This is a genomic window from Vibrio sp. 1069 (assembly GCF_033340555.1).
In genome coordinates, this window is sequence record NZ_JAWOWP010000002.1 from 323,920 (window position 1) to 345,264 (window position 21,345).

Here is a 21,345-nt window from a genome sequence, read left to right on the forward strand (position 1 = left end):
TGTTGCGAGGCGGTGTGGAAAACTCGTAAATAGATAGTGTGAAATCACCAACTTGTACTTAAGTTATTTTACGTCGAAATAAAAGTATAGATGCGCTTCGTTTAGCGCATTTAGTATTGTTTTAACAATAACTTAAGGAAGAGCGATTATGCACCTTAAAAACGGCAACGCAGTGAAAAACGTGTTCACACTAAGCACACTCACCGCTTCTTGTCTTATGGCCTTCAATAGCTACGCAGCAGTTGACTGTGCCCCTCTAGAAACTTGGCAATCATCAAAAGTTTATAACGGTGGCGACCAAGTTCAGCATGAAGGTAATGCTTATAAAGCGCGTTACTGGACGCAAAACAACAATCCAGCGCAATCTGGTGAGTGGGGCGAGTGGGAAACACTTGGCGCTTGTGATGGCGCTGGACCGGTTGAACCACCTCAGAATGAAGTCCCGACGGTTACTCTGACATCGCCTTCTGCGTCGGCTTCTGTGACTGCGGGTGATGTTGTTAACCTAGCTGCAGATGCGGCAGATACTGATGGGACTGTTAGCAAAGTAGAGTTCTTTGTTGATGGTGTATTAGTTGGTCAGGCAACGTCTGCGCCGTATGCTGCATCGTGGACAGCAACTGAAGGACAGCACGAGTTCTCTACTAAAGCCTATGACGATGCAGGTGCCGTTAGTACGGCAAGTGTTGTGACGTTAACTGTGGCATCAGCGCAACCTGGTAACGAAGCGCCGACAGTGGATGTCGCGCTTTCTGCGAGCTCTATTGACCTGGGTGGTTCCGTAACACTGACTGCAAATGCTACGGATGCGGATGGTACCGTTGCTAAAGTTGATTTTTATGTTGCAGGTGTGCTTGCTGGCACTGCTACAACAGCGCCATACACGCTGGATGTAACCCCTTCACAAGCTGGCTCATTAAGTGTTTATGCGAGAGCAACCGATGATGCTGGAGCAACAGCAGATTCTGCAATTGCGACGTTAACAGTAAACGGCGGCGCAGTGACATCTAATTGTCGTCCTGATGGTCTTTATCAAACAACGGGTGTAGATGTTCCTTACTGTTCTATTTATGATGAAGAAGGTCGTGAGAAAATGGGGGCTGATCACCCACGTCGTGTAATCGGCTACTTCACCAGTTGGCGATCAGGTGACGACCCACAAGCGACTTACCTTGTTAAAGACATTCCTTGGGAACAACTTACTCACATTAACTACGCGTTTGTGAGCATTGGTTCTGACGGCAAAGTAAACGTTGGCGACGTTAATGATCCTAACAACCCTGCTACAGGTAAAACTTGGCCAGGCGTTGAGGTAGATCCTGCTCTTGGTTTTAAAGGTCATTTTGGTGCACTAGCAACTTACAAGCAAAAACATGATGTTAAAACGCTAATCTCGATTGGTGGTTGGGCTGAAACGGGCGGTCACTTCGATACGAACGGCGATCGTGTAGCTGATGGTGGCTTCTACACCATGACGACGAATGCGGACGGTTCTATTAATCATGCTGGTATTGAGAAGTTCGCAACTTCTGCCGTTGAAATGATGCGTCAGTACAAGTTCGATGGCCTGGATATTGACTATGAATACCCGACGTCAATGGCTGGTGCTGGTAACCCTTACGACAAAGACTTCATGGAACCACGTCGTCAGTATTTATGGGCGTCTTACCAAGAGCTGATGAAAGTATTGCGTGAGAAACTTGATGCGGCATCCGCGCAAGATGGTATTCATTATATGCTGACTATCGCAGCACCATCTTCAGGTTACTTGCTACGTGGGATGGAAACCTTCGATGTAACTAAGTACCTAGACTACGTAAACATCATGTCTTACGACTTGCATGGGGCTTGGAATGATCACGTTGGTCATAACGCGGCTTTATTCGATACAGGTAAAGACTCTGAGCTAGCGCAGTGGAACGTATACGGCACTGCTGCATACGGTGGTATCGGTTACTTGAACACAGACTGGGCTTACCATTACTTCCGTGGCTCTATGCCAGCAGGTCGTATCAACATTGGTGTTCCTTACTACACCCGTGGTTGGCAAGGTGTTACTGGTGGCGACAATGGCCTTTGGGGCCGAGCGGCACTACCAAACCAAGCAGAGTGCCAACCGGGCACAGGTGAAGGTGAGAAGAACAACTGTGGTCACGGCGCTATTGGTATCGACAACATGTGGCATGATACCGACCCTAAAGGAAACGAAATGGGCGCTGGTTCTAACCCAATGTGGCATGCTAAGAACCTAGAAAACGGTATTTGGGGCTCTTACGCAGCTGCTTACGGTCTCGACCCTGTCAACAATCCTTCAGATAAGTTTGTTGGTACTTATACCCGTCATTACGATAGCGTTGCTGTGGCACCTTGGTTGTGGAATGCAGAGAAGAGCGTATTCCTATCTACGGAAGATAAAGCTTCTATCGAGGTGAAAGCCGATTACGTTATCGATAAAGAGATCGGCGGTATCATGTTCTGGGAACTAGCCGGTGATTACAACTGTTACGTACTGGATGCAAATGGTAATCGTACGGCAGTAGATGCCACTGAACAAGCTTGTGCGGCAGGTAATGGTGAATACCACATGGGTAACACTATGACCAAAGCTATCTACGACAAGTTTAAGTCTGCGACGCCTTACGGTAATAAAGTAGCGACTGGTCCAACACCAACTGAAGCAGTAGACATTACTGTTAGTGTTGGCGGCTTCAAAGTTGGCGATCAAAACTACCCAATTAACCCGAAAATCACGTTTACGAACAACACTGGTCAAGCGATCCCTGGCGGTACTGAATTCCAATTCGATATCCCAGTATCTGCGCCGGACAACGCGAAAGACCAATCAGGTGGTGGTTTGAAAGTCATTGCTTCTGGACATACTCGTGCAAACAACATTGGTGGCTTAGATGGCGTAATGCACCGTGTGTCGTTCTCTCTACCAGCATGGAAAGACTTGCCAGCGGGCGGCACTTACGAGCTTGATATGGTTTACTACCTACCAATCTCTGGTCCGGCTAACTACTCAGTGATTTCTGGTGGTAAAGAGTTTGCGTTTAAGTTTGAACAGCCAGATCTACCAATTGGTGATCTCAATGCGGGCACGGGTGGTGGTACCACTGAACCAGGTACGTGTGATACGACAGGTTTAGTGACATACCCAGCTCTGCCACAAACGGATTGGGCAGGTAATCCAAGCCACGCTAACCAAGGCGATATGATCATCCACAACGGTGTGGTTTACCAAGCGAACTGGTGGACAGCGGCTGAACCGGGTACAGATGGTAGCTGGTCAACGGTATGTAACATCTAATTATTATGGATTATTTGTTATAGCCTAATGTTTACAGGCACTTAAACAAAAGCGCACGATGATTATCGTGCGCTTTTTTGTTGTGATAGTTTGTCGTTTAATCGAATTGGTAACTTTCAGGTATGACGACAATACCTTTGTCTGAGATTTTAAATCGCTTCGCATCTTCAAGTTTGTTGATGCCAATTTGAGTATGTGGCGGAATACGAACATGTTTATCAACTATGCAGTTGACCAACTGACTTCCTTCACCGACTTCTACGTCATCAAAAATGATGGAATCGACTACCGTTGCACTATCTTGAATGCGTACATTAGAGGAAATAATGGAGTGCTGTACCGAGCCTCCGGAATTGATGACACCGGTAGCAATGATGGAGTTAATAAAAATGCCTTCATTACCCGTGGCCGACGATACAGTACGAGCTGGTGGAAACTGTGGCTCGTAAGTACGAATCGCCCAATTAGACTGATAAAGGTTCATTGGCGGCACAGGTTCTAGTAGATCCATATTCGCTTCATAGAAGGAATCAATGGTACCCACGTCGCGCCAATAGCAATCTTTATCGACGCGCCCTTTACTGCCACAGAATTGATAAGCGTAAACGGATTCGGTATCAATTAGCTTAGGTATGATGTCTTTTCCGAAGTCATGGCTTGATGAATCGAGTTTTGAGTCTTCTTCAAGCGCTTCTTTCAAAACATCCATATCAAAGATATATATTCCCATAGAAACAAGGCTTCTGGTCGCGCTTCCAGGAAGAGTAGGTGGGGTTTCAGGTTTCTCTATAAACGAAGTAACGAGCCCGTTTTCTGTGGTGCCCATTACACCGAATGCTGAAGCATCCCCTACGGGAACATCCATACAGGCAACGGTGAGCTTAGCACCTTTCTCTTTATGCTCTTCAAGCATTGCGGCGTAGTCCATTCGATAGATATGATCGCCGGATAACACAACCACATACTTTGCATCATTTCGCGATAGCAACCACATGTTGTGATAAATCGCATCGGCGGTTCCTTCATACCATGCACCACCTTTGCGCATTTGTGGTGGAACAGCAGTGATGTACTCGCCTAGCTCTGGATTGAATATCGACCAGCCGTCTCGTAAGTGTTTTTGAAGTGAATGAGATTTATATTGGGTTAAAACAAGGATCTTGCGTAAACCCGAATGTAAACAATTGGTTAGTGTGAAATCTATAATTCTATATTTTCCGCCAAAAGGTACGGCTGGCTTGGTTCTGTCATCGGTGAGTGGGCTGAGTCTAGACCCCATCCCTCCTGCTAAAATTACGGCAAGTGCGTCTTCCATAGTATTCCCTTTCCCTTTTCTGACATGCATCAAAACGGTGCTAACCTGAAGGAGGTGGTATGCAACGCAGAGGTTTTGAAAAGCATGTGCTAATGTGCTTATTAGTGAAAAGTCTACTACAAGAATCGAGCCATAGAATATCTCCTTAAAAATCAAGGAGGTTAAAATTTCACTGTAAGACAACTGCACCATATTAGTGAAGCGCTAAATAGCCCGTGCATCAAATTGGCGCAAAATTGTAGAAAGGAGAAGTCAACAAGTATGGATTTACAATGTAAAGTGGCGACAAAACAAGAAGATAAATAGAGTTTTCTAGCTTAATAACTATCGCCAAACAAGGCTTAGGGTTAGCGTCTTAACTCTAAAGGCCTAAAACAGGCGCGTTGATGTAAGGCAGGAGAGCTTTGTATCAACGATTCAAGAGTAGAAGGCCTGAGACAACTCTTTTCACAGTTGTTGAGAGTGAGTGGATAGGTAAGTAGACCACTCACTCAATGAATATGCTCACTTCACTGATAGCGATACGTTATCACTGCACTAAGAGAGACCGACGATATTTCCTTCATCATCAAGATCTAAGTTCATAAATGCGGGTTTATCAGGTAAGCCTGGCATCGTCATCACGGTACCAGATAATGCATAAACGAATCCTGCGCCCGCACACAAGCGCAGCTCGCGGATTGGGACGGTAAAACCAGTTGGTGCGCCTTTGACTGCGGAGTCTGTGGTTATTGATAGTGGTGTCTTCGCGATGCAAACCGCTAAGTTGTTAAAGCCTAATTGCTCAAAATGTTTGAGCTGTTCAGTCGCGATAGGAGTCATTTCTATATTGGTTGCTCCATAGCCCGCTTCACATACTGCCATGAGCTTTTCGAGTAATGATTGCTCTTTGTTGTATAACGGACAAAACTCTACAGGCGTGGTACACGCATCAATAACATGTTGAGCTAGTTCCGTTGCGCCTTGTCCGCCTTGCGAAAAAGCGGTGCTGATGGCTACTTTAACTTCGGGATTAAATTGGTGAATCAGCTCTTCAAGAGCTTTAAGCTCTTTCACACAATCTTGTGGAAACTGGTTAATGGCAACGACAGCAGGTAAACCGTATTTATGAACGTTATTTATGTGCCATTTTAAATTTTCAAACCCAGCCTCCAATGCTGCTTGGTCCGGATTAAAAATGGAATCTGGAATAGCCATACCTGGTCGTAAATCGTAGTGTCCGGAATTCGCTTTGAGGCCGCGTAATGTTGCTACGATCACTACACAGTCCGGGGCTTTGTTGGCGGCAGCAGCTTTAATGTTACACGCTTTCTCGAATCCCATATCCGAACCAAAACCGGCTTCAGTTACCGTGTAACCTGACAGTTTTAGCGCAATATCGTCCGCGATAATGGATGAATTTCCATGGGCGATGTTTGCAAATGGACCTGCATGGATCAACGTAGGAACACCTTCTAGAGTTTGCATCAGTGTTGGTGCAATCGCCTCTTTTAGTGTTACTGCCATTGCTCCTGCAACTTGTAGATCTTCCGTGGTGACCGGATTTCCGTTCAAATCGTACGCTACGACAATTTTCCCGATACGTTGGCGTAAATCTTTTAAATCTTTGGCTAGTGCAATGATAGCCATTAACTCGGAAGCGGCTGAAATATCGAACCCTTCGTCACGCTCGAAACCATTGATGGTTTTTCCTGCATCATTGAGGCCAATTTTGACTTTACGTAGTGCACGATCATTATGGTCCATCACTCGTTTCCAAGTAATACTGGCCGTGTCGATTTTAAGTGCTCTTAACCCGGTGCGTGATTCAAAGGCATCATAACCCTCGCGTTGTTCATGGAACAAGCGAGCGTCAAGAGCGGCTGAAGCAAGGTTGTGCGCCGCTGTCACTGCGTGAATGTCACCAGTAAGGTGTAAGTTTAACTCTTCCATTGGAGCTACTTGAGAATAACCGCCGCCCGCAGCGCCACCTTTAATACCGAAGACGGGTCCCATCGAAGGCTGCCTTATACATGCAATCACAGATTGATTAAGCTTTGCTAAACCTTGCGCCAGGCCTATCGTCGTAACGGTTTTTCCTTCGCCAAGAGGAGTCGGCGTGATCGCAGTGACGAGTACAAGTTTACCGTCATCATTTGCTTTGAGTCGTTCCAAACATTTTGGGTGGACTTTGGCTTTGTGCTTCCCGTGAGTGTCATACTCTTCGGGTGATAGTCCTACTTTTTCCGCGATAACATCAATAGAAGAAAGTGGTGTGTTTCGGCAAATTTCGATATCTGACTGCATGGAGAGTCCCCAAAGTGGCACACAGGTAGCGTTGAAAAACTACCTAAGTTATAACGAGTATTATTGTGAGGCAAAGGTCTGCTTGGTGATGGTACTGTTTCGGTTAGGCTTGTAAAGAGTTTACTGCTTCGTATTGTGCGACATACTAACGAAATCTACTCGTTATAGTGCTAGATAAAAACAAAAAGGCCACCAAATGGTGACCTTGATATATTTTTAGCTTTAAAGCTGTCGTTTTAACGATCCCAATAAGTCTCTTCTAAGCTATCTTCTCGTTCAGGAAGCGCTCGCGATAGGCGAGGAGAGTGCTGCGTCAACACTTCATAGCTTACTCGGTTTGCGTATTTACAGATCTGAGAAAGCGAGGAGTAGGTTAAGCATCGTACTTCGTGCTTTTCTGAGTTAGGCACTTCTTTTTGGTGGAAAGAGTTTGCTGCCATGTCATGCAGTAAGGCTGAAAGGGCTGCATCACCTGCACCATTAGTGTTCTTAATCTCTAATGGTCCACCAAGGTAAGGGCCGATGTGAGAGTAGACCTTCATTGGGTTTTGACAGTCTTCTTTACGCATCGCACGACTAAACTCGTACTGGTTAAAGGCTTCGAGGGAGCTTTCAAGGATGTCGTGTGTGGTTTCTCGTTTTACTTTCTCGTCGGTGTAACCAGCCATGTACAGACCATTTGGTCCTGCCGTACACAGTACGAGATCAACCCACTCAAGTGCTTTATCAGCAGCAGCTAGCGGCTCTGTTTCACCTGTTAACGCCGCACCTTCTTCTTCATTCATAGCGACAACAGAAATGTTTTCGCGAATGTATTCTTGCCACCATTGTGCGTTACCTTCGATAACGTACTTCGTCCCTAACGTAAGTACAACAGGGACATCGTGCTTCTTAGCAAAGTCGATCGCTCTTTGTACCGCTTTAGGCATTGGATCTTCTTCTTTACCACGCATTAGGTAAGAAGAAACAACCAGGGCTGATGCTTTCTCAAAGATCTCTTCAGGAATGCTTTCCGGAAGTAGTTGATTCATATGACCTTCGTTGATAGCAAATGTACGCTCACCGTCTTGAGAAATTAGGGTGTAGCAGCGACCAATAGGGCCATCTACCGTTTGTAAATGGTTAAGGTTCATGCGTGAAGACGTACGGCAAAGGTAGCGATAAGCAAAAGAACCGACTTGAATGTTCTTAGACATCACACCGAGCAAAACGGATTTGCTATCGGCTAAAACTGAGTAGTTGTGAAGAGTATTGCCAATCGTGTCACCTGGGTATTGGTGTGTGATCAGGCCTTGCTCAACCAGTTCTTCGTAAAGTGCATCTGCTTTGCTTTCTTCAAGAACGAGCGAATGTCCTTTACTCAGGTTGTATTTCTCTAAAAACGCGTCATCTACACGTGCTTCGATATCTACAATGGTTTGACCGACACCAACAATAGTTGGGCGATATAGCTTAGGTGCCTGTCGGATTTGGTTTACTAATGGATCTCGAGCGTGAGTTGGGAAGTAGTGTTTAGATTTACGCTGACCAGGAAACTTCATGCTTGTTCTTGAGTGAGAAAAAAAAGAGGCGGGATTGTATCACAAAAAAATGAAAATCGTGGCGATTTATTACAAAGAAGTCTGCTCGCTGAAAAAATCAGCGAGCTGAGTAAATAGCAACCAAAGCAGCTGCAATTTATGACGCTTGTCGTATTGCAATGGGTTGTTTTTTAAACTTGTTGCTCAGCAGCGCCCGGAAAGAGCCTGCTCCGCGCTAACTAAATTTACCCGCGTTACTTTTTCACTTCAGTTGGCTCAACGTAAGCCTTGGTACCCCAAAGTGGGACTGTCGAAAGGCTATGCTTAAAACTACCATCGGTCTCTTTTGTTGTATAAGACAAGTAGAGTAAGGTTTGGTTATCGGCATCATAAATACGGCGAACCTTCATTGTTTTGAAGAAAATGCTTTTTGACTTCTTAAATACAATTTCACCGGACTTACTCTTATCTATTTTTGCAATCATTTCCGGTGTGATTTCGCCAGTCTGACGACATGATATTGAGCTATCACTTGGATCTGCTAAGCTGAAATCCGCTTCGATAGAGGCGATGTGACATGTGACACCTGTTACCACCTCGTCTTTCAACTCACCGACTTTGATGTCTTTCAAAGTAAACCAACCGAGCCCCACGTCAGCAACATCGTTATCTGAACAACCAACTAGAGTAGTAGCAAGCAATGCACTTAACAGCATCTTTTTCATTATTTTTGTCCTTAACTAGGAAAGATATTGATGAAATCTATCAGAGGTTTGCACCTAAAACAAAATTTAGCCACGGAAAGGTCTATGTGCGCTAGGTTTGTTGCGGGCTTCATGCTAATGTACTGCTCTAAACGAAGGTATCAAGATGAATGAACAACAGTTAGCCAGTATCGAGCGTAAAAATACATGGCTGTATGATCTGGTCGAAGTTGAATTTCCGACACCAGAGAGTTTGAAAGGGCGCGATGTCTATTTCAAAACGCTAGAAAAAGCAACGTATCAAGTAGTCGACAAAGACACACTACTGGAAAGTGACTCTGAATTTAACCCCGACGATATTTTTCTGGTCGATTTTCATCGACTGACCATTATGTTCTCTATCTTGCAATCTCAGCGCTGGGAACAGCAGTATGATAAAGATATGATCATTGAATATCTGACACAGATTATCCTCACGCCAGATTTTGAATTATATGTTGGTTTTAAATCTGGAGTCCCAATTGGTGCTGCTATTGTTAGCCATCTCGAAGGAAATACACTCATCTCTGATGTTGCTGTTTCTGAATCAAAATACAAAAGCTCGTTTGTGGCTGATCTGGCTAAAAGACTAAGCACCGAGCAAAAACTGTTAGACTCAGTGGTTATCGAAAACTAACTTACACATCAATGTGCATAAAAAGTAAAGCAAGATGACGTTGGGTGATCTTGCTTAGAAAAACTGTAATTGCTCCCTTCTATTTCCATGAAATGCCAAGCTCGTCGTTTCAACAATCCCAAACTCAAATAAGATTAATCCAAACATTCTTAAAATCAGCTTGGGCTTGAGCCTTTAAGACGTCTGGAGATGGCTATGGCAATTACCAATATTAAGTGCGTGATATTTGACTGTGATGGTACGTTGGTCGACAGCGAAAGACTGTGTTGCCAAGCGCTCGTCAATGTATTTAACCAGCATGGGGCTGAGTTAACGATGGAAGAGTGCGTTTCTCACTTTAAAGGAGGAAAGCTCGCTGACATCCTTTTAGATACTAAAGAATTGAAAGATATCAAAGTCCCAATTGATGTTTTAGAGCCGCAATACCGAGAAGAAGTCCAGTCTCTTTTTGTGCGCCACTTACAGCCGATGGATGGCGCAAAACGATTAATTCAGTTTTTGGATTCGCATAATATCGAATATTGTGTGGCGTCTAATGGACCTAAAGATAAAATTGAATACGCTTTGGAGTTAACCGGTTTACTCGATGCTTTCCGAGGCAAAGTGTTCTCGGCATTCGATGCGAATAGTTGGAAGCCTGAGCCCGATTTAATCATGTACAGTGCTATGAGCATGGGCTTTTTACCAAGTGACTGTCTTTATATTGATGACACGCCTAAAGGAGTTGAGGCGGGACTAAACGCCGGTATCAAAACGATACAGTTATTTAATGGTGAAGCTATCAATCTTGTTGATGACGAGCGTGTAATTCGCATCCATCATTTAGATGAATTAAAAGAGCAGCTGTGTGGCTGCTCTGTTTGACCTACTAATGGCAAACCGGACTCAAGCTGTGGATGTGCTTAAGTTTAGACTGTAGGTAAGGCGTTTGATGTAGACATTGGATAGATGAGAAGTTTTTTGTATGAAATCCACAAGCAGCGCATGTGAATTTCTCGCCATCCGATGAAATGAGATATTCATCTCCTTGGCAGAGTGGGCAATTCAGGTTCTCTATGTCTTTTGTGTCTTTGTAATTATTCATATTGTTTTCCAGCAGCAAATTGGAATTGGCAAGATCAAGCATAGCGGAACGCTTTGTTTAAGAACATTATTTCATCCGGTACAGCGAGAACTTGAGATTCACTTCAAATATCCACTTGGATGTCGTAGAAAATATCGAAGGTAATAGTTGAACACGGTTTAAAGAAAAGGGCTCCTTAAGGAGCCCTTGTTGATCATAAGTTCCACAACGTTATGCGGTGCGGTAGCGTTGTAATATCTCACCAAGAGAAACGGAGGCTTGCGTGAGATTAGCGACGCCAGCGGTAGATTGCTCCGCCACTTCTCTGATTGTGCTTGATTGACTACGAATTTCTGAAAGTTCCGATGCAATATCGTTAGCAACTGCGCTTTGTTCTTCAGCAGATGTGGAAATCTGAATGCTCATGTCCATTAATGAGCGTGCTGACTCGGCAATAGAGGTAACATCATGGCCGATTTCATCAATAAGCTGGCTGCTGGTTTGAGCTTGCTGAACGGTTCGGTTGGTGATTGAAGCAATGTTCTGGCTCTCAATTTGAAGCTTCTCAATCATGGCTTGGATCTCTACTGTTGCCTGTTGAGTTCTGCTTGCTAATGTACGTACTTCATCGGCAACCACTGCAAATCCACGACCTTGTTCACCAGCACGGGCTGCTTCGATTGCTGCGTTTAGTGCCAACAGATTAGTTTGTTCTGAAATGGCGTTAATCGTTGTGATCACGTCATTAATCTGCGTCGTATTCTCGTTTAAATTGGTTACTGACGTAGAGGCTTGTTCAATATAGCTAGATAACGTCTCTATCTCGCCAATCACGTTTTGTACACGGCTTCTGCTTAGTTCGATCTTCTGGGCATCTTGGTCTGACTGCGTCGTTGCTTGTTGAGAAATACTTGATACCTCCTTTGCAGAGGCTGTCATTTCTTCCATTGCCGTCGCGACTGAATCAAGCGTTTGATATTGATGAGATATCTGGGTTTCACTCAACTGCATATCTTTTTCGAATGCAGAAGATGTCTCGCTCAACATCGTTGCATTATTTTTAACACTATTAACCAGTTCACTTAAGGTATCCATAGACTTGTCTAGCGCACAGCCGATGGTACCGAATTCATCTCGACCAGGATGGAAACCAAGACGAGAGGTTAAGTCACCGTCACCAATTTTTTCGGTTGTTGTATATAAAACCCACAGAGCTCCTCCGATAAACGTTGCCACCCAGTAAGAGAATAGGGCAAAAGGAATAACCCATAAGAAGCTGAGTAATAGTGACGATAGAGCTGATGATTTTAACGATTCGTATTGTGTGGACACATTTTGAGTCAGCTTAATCACTTCCCCAGAATGCAACTTGGCATAAGCGGTCACAGACCCATCGACAAAAGAACTCTCGCTTACGCGGTTCGATTTCGATACGCCGTCAATTTCTGTAGCGCGGTTTGATTGAGCATCAACGATACCAGAAAGCTTCGCTTCGCTCGCCGAGATGGCTTGCTGCTCAAATTGTTGTATTTCATTGAAGTAGCGGCTTCCAGCCACTGAAGTGAGGGCTATTAAAAACAGTAGGAATATAACCCACATTTTGTCGTTGATAGACATCTTGATAAACAGCCTGTCTATCGTTCTAAACTCAACTTCTCTCATTTAAAGCTCCATTAGAGATAAAAGATATTGACCAAATCTATTGCTATATCGAAACAAAATATGCGAAGTTAATCAGCAAAATATGTAACGAATACTAAATTTAGTTTAAGAAATGAGATCTAAGGACGCCTATAACAGTATGTTATATCTTTAAATTGACATGAATGTTGATAAAAGAGTCATTTCTCTAAAGTGTTAAGCGGATATGAAACCTAATTGCAATCGTTTACTTTTGATTATGCTCATAGGTTTTTAAATCTTTACTTCTCGCTGTCATGAATGTGTCATATAAAGACTATAAAAAGGAGTTGCTGATGTGGATATGGCAAGAGTCAGGCCGTCAGCAAGTAAAAGCAAGAGAGCTTAAAATAAAGGAGGTCACAATGAGCGACCAATACCAAAACGATGAGAGCCTAGAGCTGCTAGATGCGCTTGAAATTGGCATTATCTTGTCGGAATACGTTGGCTCAGACAACGAAGCCGAATAGCGGAACACTCTCATCTCGTCGTAATTGACGTTATACTAGGTTCATGTCACACCAAGCCCTAGAGGCCAAAACTGGCGTCGAATGAACTTTCTAGCCCACCTGCATATCGCAGATCACAGTAACAGCCATTTATTGGGAAACTTGCTTGGAGACTTCGTAAAAGGAGATCCAAGCAAGCTGTATGATCGCGATATCTCAAATGGCATCAGATTACATAGATTTGTTGACCGTATTACTGACCATCATCCAATCGTCAACGAATGTAAGCCTCATTTCACTGGTGTTGCGAGACGTTTTGCACCTATCGCTTTAGATATGTTTTGGGATCATTGCCTCGCAAAACACTGGAACGACTTTCATTCCGTGTCTCTCGAACACTTTGTAAAAACGGCATACGAGAGAGTAAACCGAGAGGTTCATGAACATTTGCCGCCACGTTTTTTGGTGCTCCACAGCAGAATGTGGCATGGCCGATGGCTTCAATCCTATCAAGATCTAGACAATATAGAATTTGCACTACATCGGATGTCGCAAAGAAGTCCTAGAATGGCAGACTTAACCACAACATTTAAAGTGATTGAAAGTGATTACACCGAATTAGAAGAGAAGTTCTCGTCACTTTATCGAGATGTTTTGCGCCAGTCGTATGATTTTCAGCAACAGCTTAATGACTCAACTCAATGAGATAGAAAAGTAGTATGGCTTTAGGGGCTCTGGTAAACTCTGCGCTCCAAAAATAATGAGGTTACACATGTCTGTTAATTTTGCTGATTTAGGCATCGAACAAAAGCTAATCGAGACGCTAGGCAATCTAAATATCGTGACGCCAACACCAGTGCAAGAAAAGTCAATTCCACACGTCCTTGCAGGAAAAAACTTACTTGCTGCTGCACAAACTGGTACTGGAAAAACGGCTGCGTTTGGTTTACCTATCATACAAACCGTTCAGCAAAAGAAACTTAATGGCACACCTCAAGCATTGATTTTGGTTCCAACACGCGAGCTTGCACAGCAGGTATTTGATAATTTGAATCAGTACTCGGCAGAAACAGAACTTCGCATCGTGTGTGTTTATGGTGGTACAAGCATTGGCGTACAAAAGAGAAAGTTAGAAGAGGGCGCTGATATTTTGATTGCCACGCCAGGCCGCCTTTTGGATCACCTGTTTAATGGTAACGTAAACATCTCTAAAACCGGTATGCTCGTGTTAGACGAAGCCGACCGTATGTTAGATATGGGATTTTGGCCTGACTTGCAGCGCATCTTCCGACGTTTGCCTGCTGAGAAACAGATCCTATTGTTCTCTGCGACATTTGAGAAGCGAATCAAAACTATTGCGTATAAACTCATGGAATCGCCAGTTGAAGTCGAAGTTTCACCAGCAAATACGACTGCTGAAACGGTAACACAAATGGTTTATCCAGTGGATAAAAAACGGAAACGTGAATTGCTAGCGTACTTAATTGGCTCGCGGAATTGGCAGCAAGTGCTTGTATTTACAAAAACGAAGCAAGGCAGTGATGAGTTAGCGAAAGAGCTCAAGTTAGATGGCATCAAAGCGGTTTCTATCAACGGCGATAAATCACAGGGTGCCCGCCAAAGAGCTTTGGATGAATTTAAACAAGGTAAGGTACGTGCTTTGATTGCAACCGATGTGGCAGCACGAGGGTTAGATATTCAAGAGCTAGAACAAGTCGTGAACTTTGATATGCCATTCAAAGCAGAAGATTATGTCCATCGAATTGGCCGCACTGGAAGAGCAGGAAAGTCAGGTTTGGCGGTTTCTCTGATGAGTAGAGATGAGGAGTACTTGTTGCAAGCTATCGAGAACCTGCTTGATCAACGCTTACCCCAAGAATGGCTGGTAGGTTTCGAACCAAGTCTTGTAGAAGAAATTGAGCCTGAACAAAATGGGGGTGGGCGTCGTCGTAGTCGTTCATCTGAGAAGCGTAAGCTAAAAGCAAAATTGGCGATTCATAAGAATCGTGGTAAATCACGTAGCTCTCGCTAAACCGCGCAAACTTTTGTTCTTACATAGTCAGGCTGTTTTTGCCTCTTCATAGACGTCTAACGTTTGGGGGATAGCAAGTAGGTACCCTTGATACATATCGAAACCGAGCTTTTTCATTAAGCGAAGTTGATGCTCGGTTTCAATTCCTTCGATAACGGTTTTAGAGCATAACGCTTTTGCGAGCGATAATGCATCGTTAAGCGCTTTAAAATCACCGTTTTCATACCTTAGCAATAAAGAGCGATCCATCTTGATTATATCTGGGCAAACGCTTCTCACTCGCTCAGTTGTCGATGCATTGACGCCATAATCGTCAATCGCTAATTTAAATCCTTCAAGACTTAACTCCCGAGCAGCTTGAGACAAAGAGAGTTCATCCTCCACCTTCAATTCAAGTAACTCCATGACGATTTGTTCATTCATCAAATGCGATTCATAAATGGTTTGTTTTAGCAGTCGGTTATAAGTGATGTCTTTAACTAGTATCTCTGCCGCTACCGGTAATACATTGAGAAACAATTGTTTTGTGTGAAAGCGAGACTGAGAGAAATTTTTGATATGGATTAGGCGACTTAAGCGTTCAACATTGAGCAAATCTTGAGTGGGAGTCGCTTTGGATTGGAAAAACTGATCTGGCCTAACCATGGTGCCATTGGCATTGCTAATTCTTACCAGTGCTTCAAGGCCAACGATGGAAATATCGTTCTTATATATGGGTTGAAAGACACTGCGGAGAGTGAAGTTCGCGTATTTCGCAATATACTGCCCGTCGGCTTGTTTCCGGATGCAACTAAGTAGTTGCGAGATGCTCATCATTGTTACCACAACCTAAATCAATGTCTCAACATCAGCGTTATCGCGCTAATTTTTCTATTTCATTGGCAATGAATCTAAGTGTGCTCATTAACTCAAGCAAGAACGATGGTAATGGATGGGTAGGTTTGTCGAGTGACATCAAACAAATTGATGAAATAATTGATAATCTCAGCACTTCAATTTGATGCTACCATTGCAGTACGGCATACAACTGCAAATATTTTCTGACTAACTGCTGTTTGTTCGAACGCCGTAAAGGATGCCCAAACTTAATGTAACAAGGGCTAATACCGAATCGAGTGTCCAACGATTGCGTGAGTTGCGACTCGCTGGTGTACAGTGTGATTCCTTGTTCTGTGTATTCGTTGATCTGATCGGGTAGTTCACCCATCCACCAATGAAGCAATTCTCGGCTCGTTTTGCTGCGACTTATCCAATGATCGCAAACCAAAAAGAGTAGGTCATTAGGCTGTAAGGCATAGCCATATTCACTCTGCCATTCCGTAATTGATGAGAGTAAGTTTTCCCGGCAAGATTTTCCGGCACTGACCATATGGTGACTCAGAACCCAGACAGTGCCAATGTCGGATGAAATTCGATAGTGATGGGGAAGGTCTGGAGAATCCAACACTTCGATTGGCTTTATCACGCAGTTGTATCCAAAGTGACGAAAAGTATGTTCCATCCTTCTTGAAAACGCGAGACCAAGATGATGCTCACTCATGCCTTGGTTATGCACCGCAGGGTAATGCTTTTCACACAGCTTAAGACAGTCGTCTTGAAAATCATTAACACTTTGAATAACTAGGTCGAGTAGCAAAGAATATCCCTTAATAATTACAAAACGAACTGCAAAAGGTTAGCATAGTCTTTTGAGAATAGACTAATTTACTTCGGCAACTTCTTGATCTAAACACCAAATTTCTCACAAATGACCGTGTCTAATCTTTAATAGAGCAATACGAAAGAAGCAGAAGTTGAACAAAAATTTGAAAGGGAAAAAATGATAAAGCTAGAACGCGCACAAAAAGAGGCGTTGGCCACCGCCATTCAAGATTACATGCAAGACGAGCTAGATGTTGAAATTGGCCAGTTCGATAGTGAGTTTCTAATTGATTTTATTACAGAAAAACTAGGACCAATTTATTATAACAAGGGTGTTGAAGATGCTAAGTTACTGGTTGAACGCAGAATGTTAGAAGTTTCCGAAGAGCTGTATGAGATAGAACAAGAAATTAAGCTGTAAGTTTCAGTTTTACAAACGATTTAAAGTTCCTTCAAAAAATTCGAACAACTTGATAGATACGGCACCATTGGCTGGATGTAAATGATGGTAAATAATCTGTTTCATATGACGTAAATAGGTTAATGTAGTGTTTCTTGCTCAGCATTAACTTAGGAATATATCTAGGAACTTGAGATGGATACACTGGTAAAGAATTACAACCTTACTGCACGCGTGATGCATTGGTTATCAGCGCTGTGCATTATTGGTCTATTTGCAGTGGGTTTGTGGATGGTCGACCTTAGCTATTACAGCGAATGGTATCGAACTGCGCCGCATTACCATCGCTCTGTCGGTATTTTACTCGCTATTTTAACTTTGGCACGCATCGTATGGAAACATGTGACGGCGTCACCAAAGGTAGAAGGCAAACGTTACGAAGTGCTTGCTGCTAAAGCAGCGCATGGTGTCATGTACCTACTATTGGTCACCATCTTTGTTTCAGGTTACCTCATTTCAACGTCTGATGGACGCGGCATCGAAGTGTTTAATTGGTTCACCGTGCCAGGAGCGGGAGAGTTATTCCCAGGCCAATCAGATATTGCAGGTGAGATTCACTTCTATGCAGCTTGGGCAGTCATCCTGATTGCAGGTTTACATGCTATTGCTGCACTAAAACACCACTTTATCGATAAAGACAACACATTAAGAAAAATGTTAGGAGCTTCAAAATGAAAAAGTCACTTTTCGCTACAGGATTAGCTATCGCTATGGCACTGCCATTTGGTGCGCAAGCTGCAGATTATGTCATCGATACCAAAGGTGCTCACGCTTCAATCAACTTTAAAGTTAGCCACTTGGGTTACAGTTTCATCAAAGGTCGTTTCAATACATTTTCTGGTGACTTTTCTTTTGATGAAAACAACATTGCTGGCTCAAAAGTAAATGTTGTTGTTGATACAACCAGCCTAGATTCAAACCATGCTGAACGTGACAAACACATTCGTAGTGGTGACTTCATTGATGCTGGTAAATACAGTGAAGCAACCTTTACGAGCACAAAAGTGGTTGATAAAGGCAATGGCAAACTAGATGTAACTGGTGATCTAACGCTACACGGTGTTACTAAGCCTATTACTATTGAGGCTGAATTCGTTGGTGCTGGCAGTGACCCATGGGGCGGCGAGCGCGCTGGCTTTGTTGGCAACACTCGCCTAGAGCTTGCTGACTTTGACATCCCAGTAATGGGTGCTTCAAGCTACGTCGATATGGAACTTCATATCGAAGGTATTAAGAAGTAATTAGTTCCTTTTAGATACACTAAAAGCGCTCTTCACTTGAAGAGCGCTTTTTTATTATCTTAATCACATCACTAACATCGATAAACCCGTCAGTGATAGCGATTGAAAGCCAATAGACGTTGTAAATGTTTAGCGAATTACGCTGTTTCTAACTCGCTTTTTTCCACTAGGTTTAAACGCTCACCAAAAATCGGGCGTAGTGCTTTTAATACTTCAGTACGAGTAACCACCCCGACCATCTGCCCATTTTCAAGCACAGGAAGCACTTGTGGCTTACTTACTTTGATACTTTTAGCGCGTTCTTCGAGAGACAAAGACGTCAAGCGAGTGGCAATACCCATACTGCTCGCTGGGTACAACTGCTCTTTATCGATACATAGGAATTCCACAACATCAACGAGGCGATCACCAGCGTCAATTGCGACCACATCTCGGCTCATGATGTCGACGACTTTTTGGTCTTTCACCGGAATGTAGTCCTCACACCATAGTTCTACCATCACATCGTGAGCAGAGAAGAAGCCAACTAATCGATTTTGTACGTCTACAACAGGTGCGCTAGTTACGTTGTTATCAAGTAACACATCCAGCGCGGCTGCAATTGGCGTTTCTGCACGAATGGTGACTGGTTTTTGGTTCATAATGTCTTTAACAAAAGAAGCATTTTTCATGGTGAAATCCTTAACTGACGACAGTGTTGTAGTTGTAGTGATAGAAGAAATATTCGCTGCTTTTAGTTCTGGTCGGCGAAAAATACACCAGTTTGAAAGGCCAACTAATACCGCTCCGCCGACGATGTTGCCAAGCGTGACAGGAATTAAGTTAGCGGTAATAAAGTGGCTAATGTTTAGGTCTGTGTATTGTGACGCGGGCACACCGACAGATGCCCAAAAAGATTCAGGTGCAAAATTCGCGATAACAATACCAAGTGGAACCATAAACATGTTCGCAACACAGTGCTCAAAACCGCTGCTGACAAACATTGCCACAGGCAAAATTGTCATTGCTGCTTTTGTCATTGCATTTGCAGAACTAAATGTCAGCCAAATCGCTAGGCAGACCAACAGGTTACAGAGAATACCGAGTGCAAACGCTTGAATGAGAGTGTGGTGAAGTTTGTGTTGTGCGATGTTAAGCGCATTTAATCCCCATTGACCGCCATCCATCTGATAAAGACCAGCAGCAGTAACCAGCGCAAGTAGGAACATCGCACCAATAAAGTTACCAACGTAAACTTTGCCCCAGATCGAAAGCATCTTACCGAACGAGATTTGTTTATTGGCCCAAGAAATACTGGATAGGACGGAGCTGGTAAATAATTCACCACCGCAGATCACGATGAGGATCAATCCCATGCTAAATGAGAGTCCACCAGCTAGGCGGCTCAAGCCCCAACCAGCGCCCGTACTGCCGGTGGTCACCGTGATGTAAAACAAGAATGCTAACCCGATGAACGCGCCGGCCATAATCGCGAGGCTTAATGTCATACTGCTGGTTTTGTTTGCCTTACTTAACGCAAATTTTTCCGCTTCAACCATCATCTCTTTTGGAGAAAAATACTGGTGATTTTGAGAACTGGTCACCGCCATATTGACTCCTTAATTTGTAATCGCATAAAAAATCCTTGGTTATTAACTCAAAAATGAAATTGTTGTTTTTATTAAGAGCCTCAACGACTTCGGTTTCAAAACCATTGAGGCTTGCGGTGTTCCCGAACCGCGTAATCAGAATAGGGAGAACGGTTAGTAAGGTAAAATTGATAATATTTAGAAACCTCATCAAATTAATTGATAACTTTACGGGGCCAGGTAAAATGAACTCTATTGCTTATTGGGGCATGCTTTAACAATTGTGGGGATTGGGAAATACCCACTAATAATGGAGGACACTTTGCGCTACTCACTTAAGCAATTAGCGGTTTTCGACGCAGTTGCAGATACCGGCAGTGTAAGCCAAGCCGCAGAAAAATTGGCTTTGACACAATCAGCGACGAGTATGTCGCTTGCGCAATTAGAGAAGATGCTTGGCAGGCCGTTGTTTGAGAGGCAAGGCAAGCAAATGGCGTTAACCCATTGGGGGATGTGGTTACGACCAAAAGCAAAACGCTTGCTACAAGACGCATTGCAGATTGAAATGGGCTTCTATGAGCAACATTTATTGAGTGGTGAGATTCGTATGGGAGCGAGTCAAACACCAGCAGAGCACTTAGTTCCCGACCTTATTAGTATCATTGATAATGACTTTCCAGAAATGCGTATTTCCCTCGGTGTACAAAGTACAAAAGGGGTGATTGATGGGGTATTAGATTACAAGTATGACTTAGGGATTATTGAAGGGCGCTGTGATGATAACCGTTTACACCAAGAAGTATGGTGTCGTGATCATCTTACTGTTGTCGCAGCTTCTCATCATCCTTTTGCTCGTAATCAGTCTGTTAGCCTTGCGCAGTTAGAGCAAGCGAAGTGGGTACTAAGAGAGCATGGCTCTGGCACACGAAAAACATTTGATAGTTCTATTCACCACCTTATTGAAGATTTGGATGTGTGGCGCGAATATGAACATGTTCCGGTATTACGTAGTTTAGTTGCTAATGGTCAGTACCTTACTTGCTTACCGTATTTAGATGTAGAGCGATATATAGAAGCAGGTCATCTTGTGGCATTAAATGTACCTGAGTTAAAAATGGAAAGGACGCTTTCATTTATATGGCGTTCAGATATGGCAGAAAACCCATTAGTCGACTGCATTAAAAGAGAGGGACTGCGAATGATGAAAGGGAAGCCTTCAGTTCTTTAAAGGTTGATTAAACATGCCTACGAGATGAGTTGGGTTTATTCCCTAAATCTGTTGATTTATCGGTTGCGTCAAACTTTTAATGTAAATTGTGAAAATAATAATATCTTATTGTGATCAATATCACCGATAAGCTGAGCTGATGTATCTAACATGTGTCCTTGATTTCAATGTA

At 43.5% G+C, this 21,345-nt stretch carries 18 protein-coding genes; 10 read left to right on the forward strand and 8 right to left on the reverse strand.

Features of this window, described 5'->3' with window-relative positions:
- The first annotated feature begins 148 nt into the window (after positions 1-148).
- The gene (locus R7040_RS04520) at positions 149-3,310 is read left to right on the forward strand and encodes a chitinase C-terminal domain-containing protein (RefSeq protein WP_318081087.1); all 3,162 of its coding nucleotides are present in this window, start codon (positions 149-151) and stop codon (positions 3,308-3,310) included.
- 97 nt (positions 3,311-3,407) lie between these two features.
- On the opposite strand, the gene glgC is transcribed toward R7040_RS04520, so the two are convergent.
- The 4 genes from glgC to R7040_RS04540 form a co-directional block, all read right to left on the reverse strand.
- Positions 3,408-4,625, reverse strand: a complete 1,218-nt coding sequence (gene glgC / locus R7040_RS04525) for a glucose-1-phosphate adenylyltransferase (RefSeq protein ID WP_318081088.1) — start codon at positions 4,623-4,625, stop codon at positions 3,408-3,410.
- 537 nt (positions 4,626-5,162) lie between these two features.
- Positions 5,163-6,911, reverse strand: coding sequence for a formate--tetrahydrofolate ligase (locus R7040_RS04530; protein WP_005376375.1), 1,749 nt, complete (start codon positions 6,909-6,911; stop codon positions 5,163-5,165).
- Between the two features lie 236 nt (positions 6,912-7,147).
- A complete protein-coding gene (locus tag R7040_RS04535; RefSeq protein WP_005376376.1) occupies positions 7,148-8,452 on the reverse strand; it encodes an inosine/guanosine kinase in 1,305 nt (434 codons plus the stop codon).
- Between the two features lie 233 nt (positions 8,453-8,685).
- Positions 8,686-9,156: a CreA family protein gene (locus R7040_RS04540; RefSeq protein ID WP_005397614.1), complete on the reverse strand. Its 471-nt coding sequence runs from the start codon at positions 9,154-9,156 to the stop codon at positions 8,686-8,688.
- A 145-nt stretch (positions 9,157-9,301) separates the two neighbouring features.
- Between R7040_RS04540 and R7040_RS04545 the strand changes: the two genes are divergently transcribed.
- A complete protein-coding gene (locus R7040_RS04545; RefSeq protein ID WP_005376378.1) occupies positions 9,302-9,811 on the forward strand; it encodes a hypothetical protein in 510 nt (169 codons plus the stop codon).
- 195 nt (positions 9,812-10,006) lie between these two features.
- A complete protein-coding gene (locus R7040_RS04550; protein ID WP_017820949.1) occupies positions 10,007-10,675 on the forward strand; it encodes an HAD-IA family hydrolase in 669 nt (222 codons plus the stop codon).
- A 430-nt stretch (positions 10,676-11,105) separates the two neighbouring features.
- Here R7040_RS04550 and R7040_RS04555 read toward each other — a convergent pair whose 3' ends face one another.
- A complete protein-coding gene (locus R7040_RS04555) occupies positions 11,106-12,536 on the reverse strand; it encodes a methyl-accepting chemotaxis protein (protein WP_318095440.1) in 1,431 nt (476 codons plus the stop codon).
- 314 nt (positions 12,537-12,850) lie between these two features.
- Between R7040_RS04555 and R7040_RS04560 the strand changes: the two genes are divergently transcribed.
- The 3 genes from R7040_RS04560 to R7040_RS04570 all read left to right on the forward strand — a co-directional run bounded on the left by R7040_RS04560 (position 12,851) and on the right by R7040_RS04570 (position 15,035).
- Entirely contained in the window at positions 12,851-13,024 is a 174-nt protein-coding gene (locus R7040_RS04560) for a hypothetical protein (protein WP_005376381.1), read from the forward strand.
- Positions 13,025-13,105: 81 nt separating this feature from the next.
- Positions 13,106-13,708 carry an ACP phosphodiesterase gene (locus R7040_RS04565; RefSeq protein WP_054730575.1) on the forward strand — a complete coding sequence of 201 codons (603 nt, stop codon included), beginning with the start codon at positions 13,106-13,108 and terminating at the stop codon, positions 13,706-13,708.
- A 67-nt stretch (positions 13,709-13,775) separates the two neighbouring features.
- Positions 13,776-15,035, forward strand: a complete 1,260-nt coding sequence (locus R7040_RS04570) for a DEAD/DEAH box helicase (RefSeq protein ID WP_199266705.1) — start codon at positions 13,776-13,778, stop codon at positions 15,033-15,035.
- Positions 15,036-15,062: 27 nt separating this feature from the next.
- On the opposite strand, the gene R7040_RS04575 is transcribed toward R7040_RS04570, so the two are convergent.
- A complete protein-coding gene (locus R7040_RS04575) occupies positions 15,063-15,851 on the reverse strand; it encodes an EAL domain-containing protein (protein WP_054576002.1) in 789 nt (262 codons plus the stop codon).
- A 187-nt stretch (positions 15,852-16,038) separates the two neighbouring features.
- Positions 16,039-16,671 carry a hypothetical protein gene (locus R7040_RS04580; protein ID WP_005376385.1) on the reverse strand — a complete coding sequence of 211 codons (633 nt, stop codon included), beginning with the start codon at positions 16,669-16,671 and terminating at the stop codon, positions 16,039-16,041.
- Between the two features lie 183 nt (positions 16,672-16,854).
- Between R7040_RS04580 and R7040_RS04585 the strand changes: the two genes are divergently transcribed.
- The 3 genes from R7040_RS04585 to R7040_RS04595 all read left to right on the forward strand — a co-directional run bounded on the left by R7040_RS04585 (position 16,855) and on the right by R7040_RS04595 (position 18,377).
- A complete protein-coding gene (locus R7040_RS04585) occupies positions 16,855-17,097 on the forward strand; it encodes a DUF2164 domain-containing protein (RefSeq protein WP_042520836.1) in 243 nt (80 codons plus the stop codon).
- A 174-nt stretch (positions 17,098-17,271) separates the two neighbouring features.
- On the forward strand, positions 17,272-17,811 hold the full coding sequence (locus tag R7040_RS04590) for a cytochrome b (RefSeq protein ID WP_005390157.1): 540 nt from the start codon (positions 17,272-17,274) through the stop codon (positions 17,809-17,811).
- The gene (locus tag R7040_RS04595; protein WP_158173064.1) at positions 17,808-18,377 is read left to right on the forward strand and encodes a YceI family protein; all 570 of its coding nucleotides are present in this window, start codon (positions 17,808-17,810) and stop codon (positions 18,375-18,377) included. Before R7040_RS04590 ends, R7040_RS04595 begins: the two co-directional genes overlap by 4 nt.
- Positions 18,378-18,514: 137 nt before the next feature.
- Here the strand turns inward: R7040_RS04595 and focA are convergent, their stop codons facing one another.
- Entirely contained in the window at positions 18,515-19,966 is a 1,452-nt protein-coding gene (gene focA / locus R7040_RS04600; protein ID WP_171342929.1) for a formate transporter FocA, read from the reverse strand.
- A 301-nt stretch (positions 19,967-20,267) separates the two neighbouring features.
- Between focA and R7040_RS04605 the strand changes: the two genes are divergently transcribed.
- Complete coding sequence (locus R7040_RS04605) at positions 20,268-21,173, forward strand: LysR substrate-binding domain-containing protein (protein ID WP_005376369.1); 906 nt, start codon at positions 20,268-20,270, stop codon at positions 21,171-21,173.
- The last annotated feature ends 172 nt before the right edge of the window (positions 21,174-21,345 follow it).

Excerpts from the sequence above, each read along its gene's own strand:
- R7040_RS04535 (WP_005376376.1), bottom strand. The coding sequence starts at position 8,452 with ATGAAGTTTCCTGGTCAGCGTAAATCTAAACACTACTTCCCAACTCAC.
- R7040_RS04585 (WP_042520836.1), top strand. The coding sequence starts at position 16,855 with ATGATAAAGCTAGAACGCGCACAAAAAGAGGCGTTGGCCACCGCCATT.
- R7040_RS04555 (WP_318095440.1), bottom strand. The coding sequence starts at position 12,536 with ATGAGAGAAGTTGAGTTTAGAACGATAGACAGGCTGTTTATCAAGATG.
- R7040_RS04590 (WP_005390157.1), top strand. The coding sequence starts at position 17,272 with ATGGATACACTGGTAAAGAATTACAACCTTACTGCACGCGTGATGCAT.
- focA (WP_171342929.1), bottom strand. The coding sequence starts at position 19,966 with ATGGCGGTGACCAGTTCTCAAAATCACCAGTATTTTTCTCCAAAAGAG.
- R7040_RS04575 (WP_054576002.1), bottom strand. The coding sequence starts at position 15,851 with ATGATGAGCATCTCGCAACTACTTAGTTGCATCCGGAAACAAGCCGAC.
- R7040_RS04530 (WP_005376375.1), bottom strand. The coding sequence starts at position 6,911 with ATGCAGTCAGATATCGAAATTTGCCGAAACACACCACTTTCTTCTATT.
- R7040_RS04540 (WP_005397614.1), bottom strand. The coding sequence starts at position 9,156 with ATGAAAAAGATGCTGTTAAGTGCATTGCTTGCTACTACTCTAGTTGGT.
- glgC (WP_318081088.1), bottom strand. The coding sequence starts at position 4,625 with ATGGAAGACGCACTTGCCGTAATTTTAGCAGGAGGGATGGGGTCTAGA.
- R7040_RS04595 (WP_158173064.1), top strand. The coding sequence starts at position 17,808 with ATGAAAAAGTCACTTTTCGCTACAGGATTAGCTATCGCTATGGCACTG.
- R7040_RS04560 (WP_005376381.1), top strand. The coding sequence starts at position 12,851 with ATGTGGATATGGCAAGAGTCAGGCCGTCAGCAAGTAAAAGCAAGAGAG.
- R7040_RS04520 (WP_318081087.1), top strand. The coding sequence starts at position 149 with ATGCACCTTAAAAACGGCAACGCAGTGAAAAACGTGTTCACACTAAGC.
- R7040_RS04550 (WP_017820949.1), top strand. The coding sequence starts at position 10,007 with ATGGCAATTACCAATATTAAGTGCGTGATATTTGACTGTGATGGTACG.
- R7040_RS04565 (WP_054730575.1), top strand. The coding sequence starts at position 13,106 with ATGAACTTTCTAGCCCACCTGCATATCGCAGATCACAGTAACAGCCAT.
- R7040_RS04545 (WP_005376378.1), top strand. The coding sequence starts at position 9,302 with ATGAATGAACAACAGTTAGCCAGTATCGAGCGTAAAAATACATGGCTG.
- R7040_RS04570 (WP_199266705.1), top strand. The coding sequence starts at position 13,776 with ATGTCTGTTAATTTTGCTGATTTAGGCATCGAACAAAAGCTAATCGAG.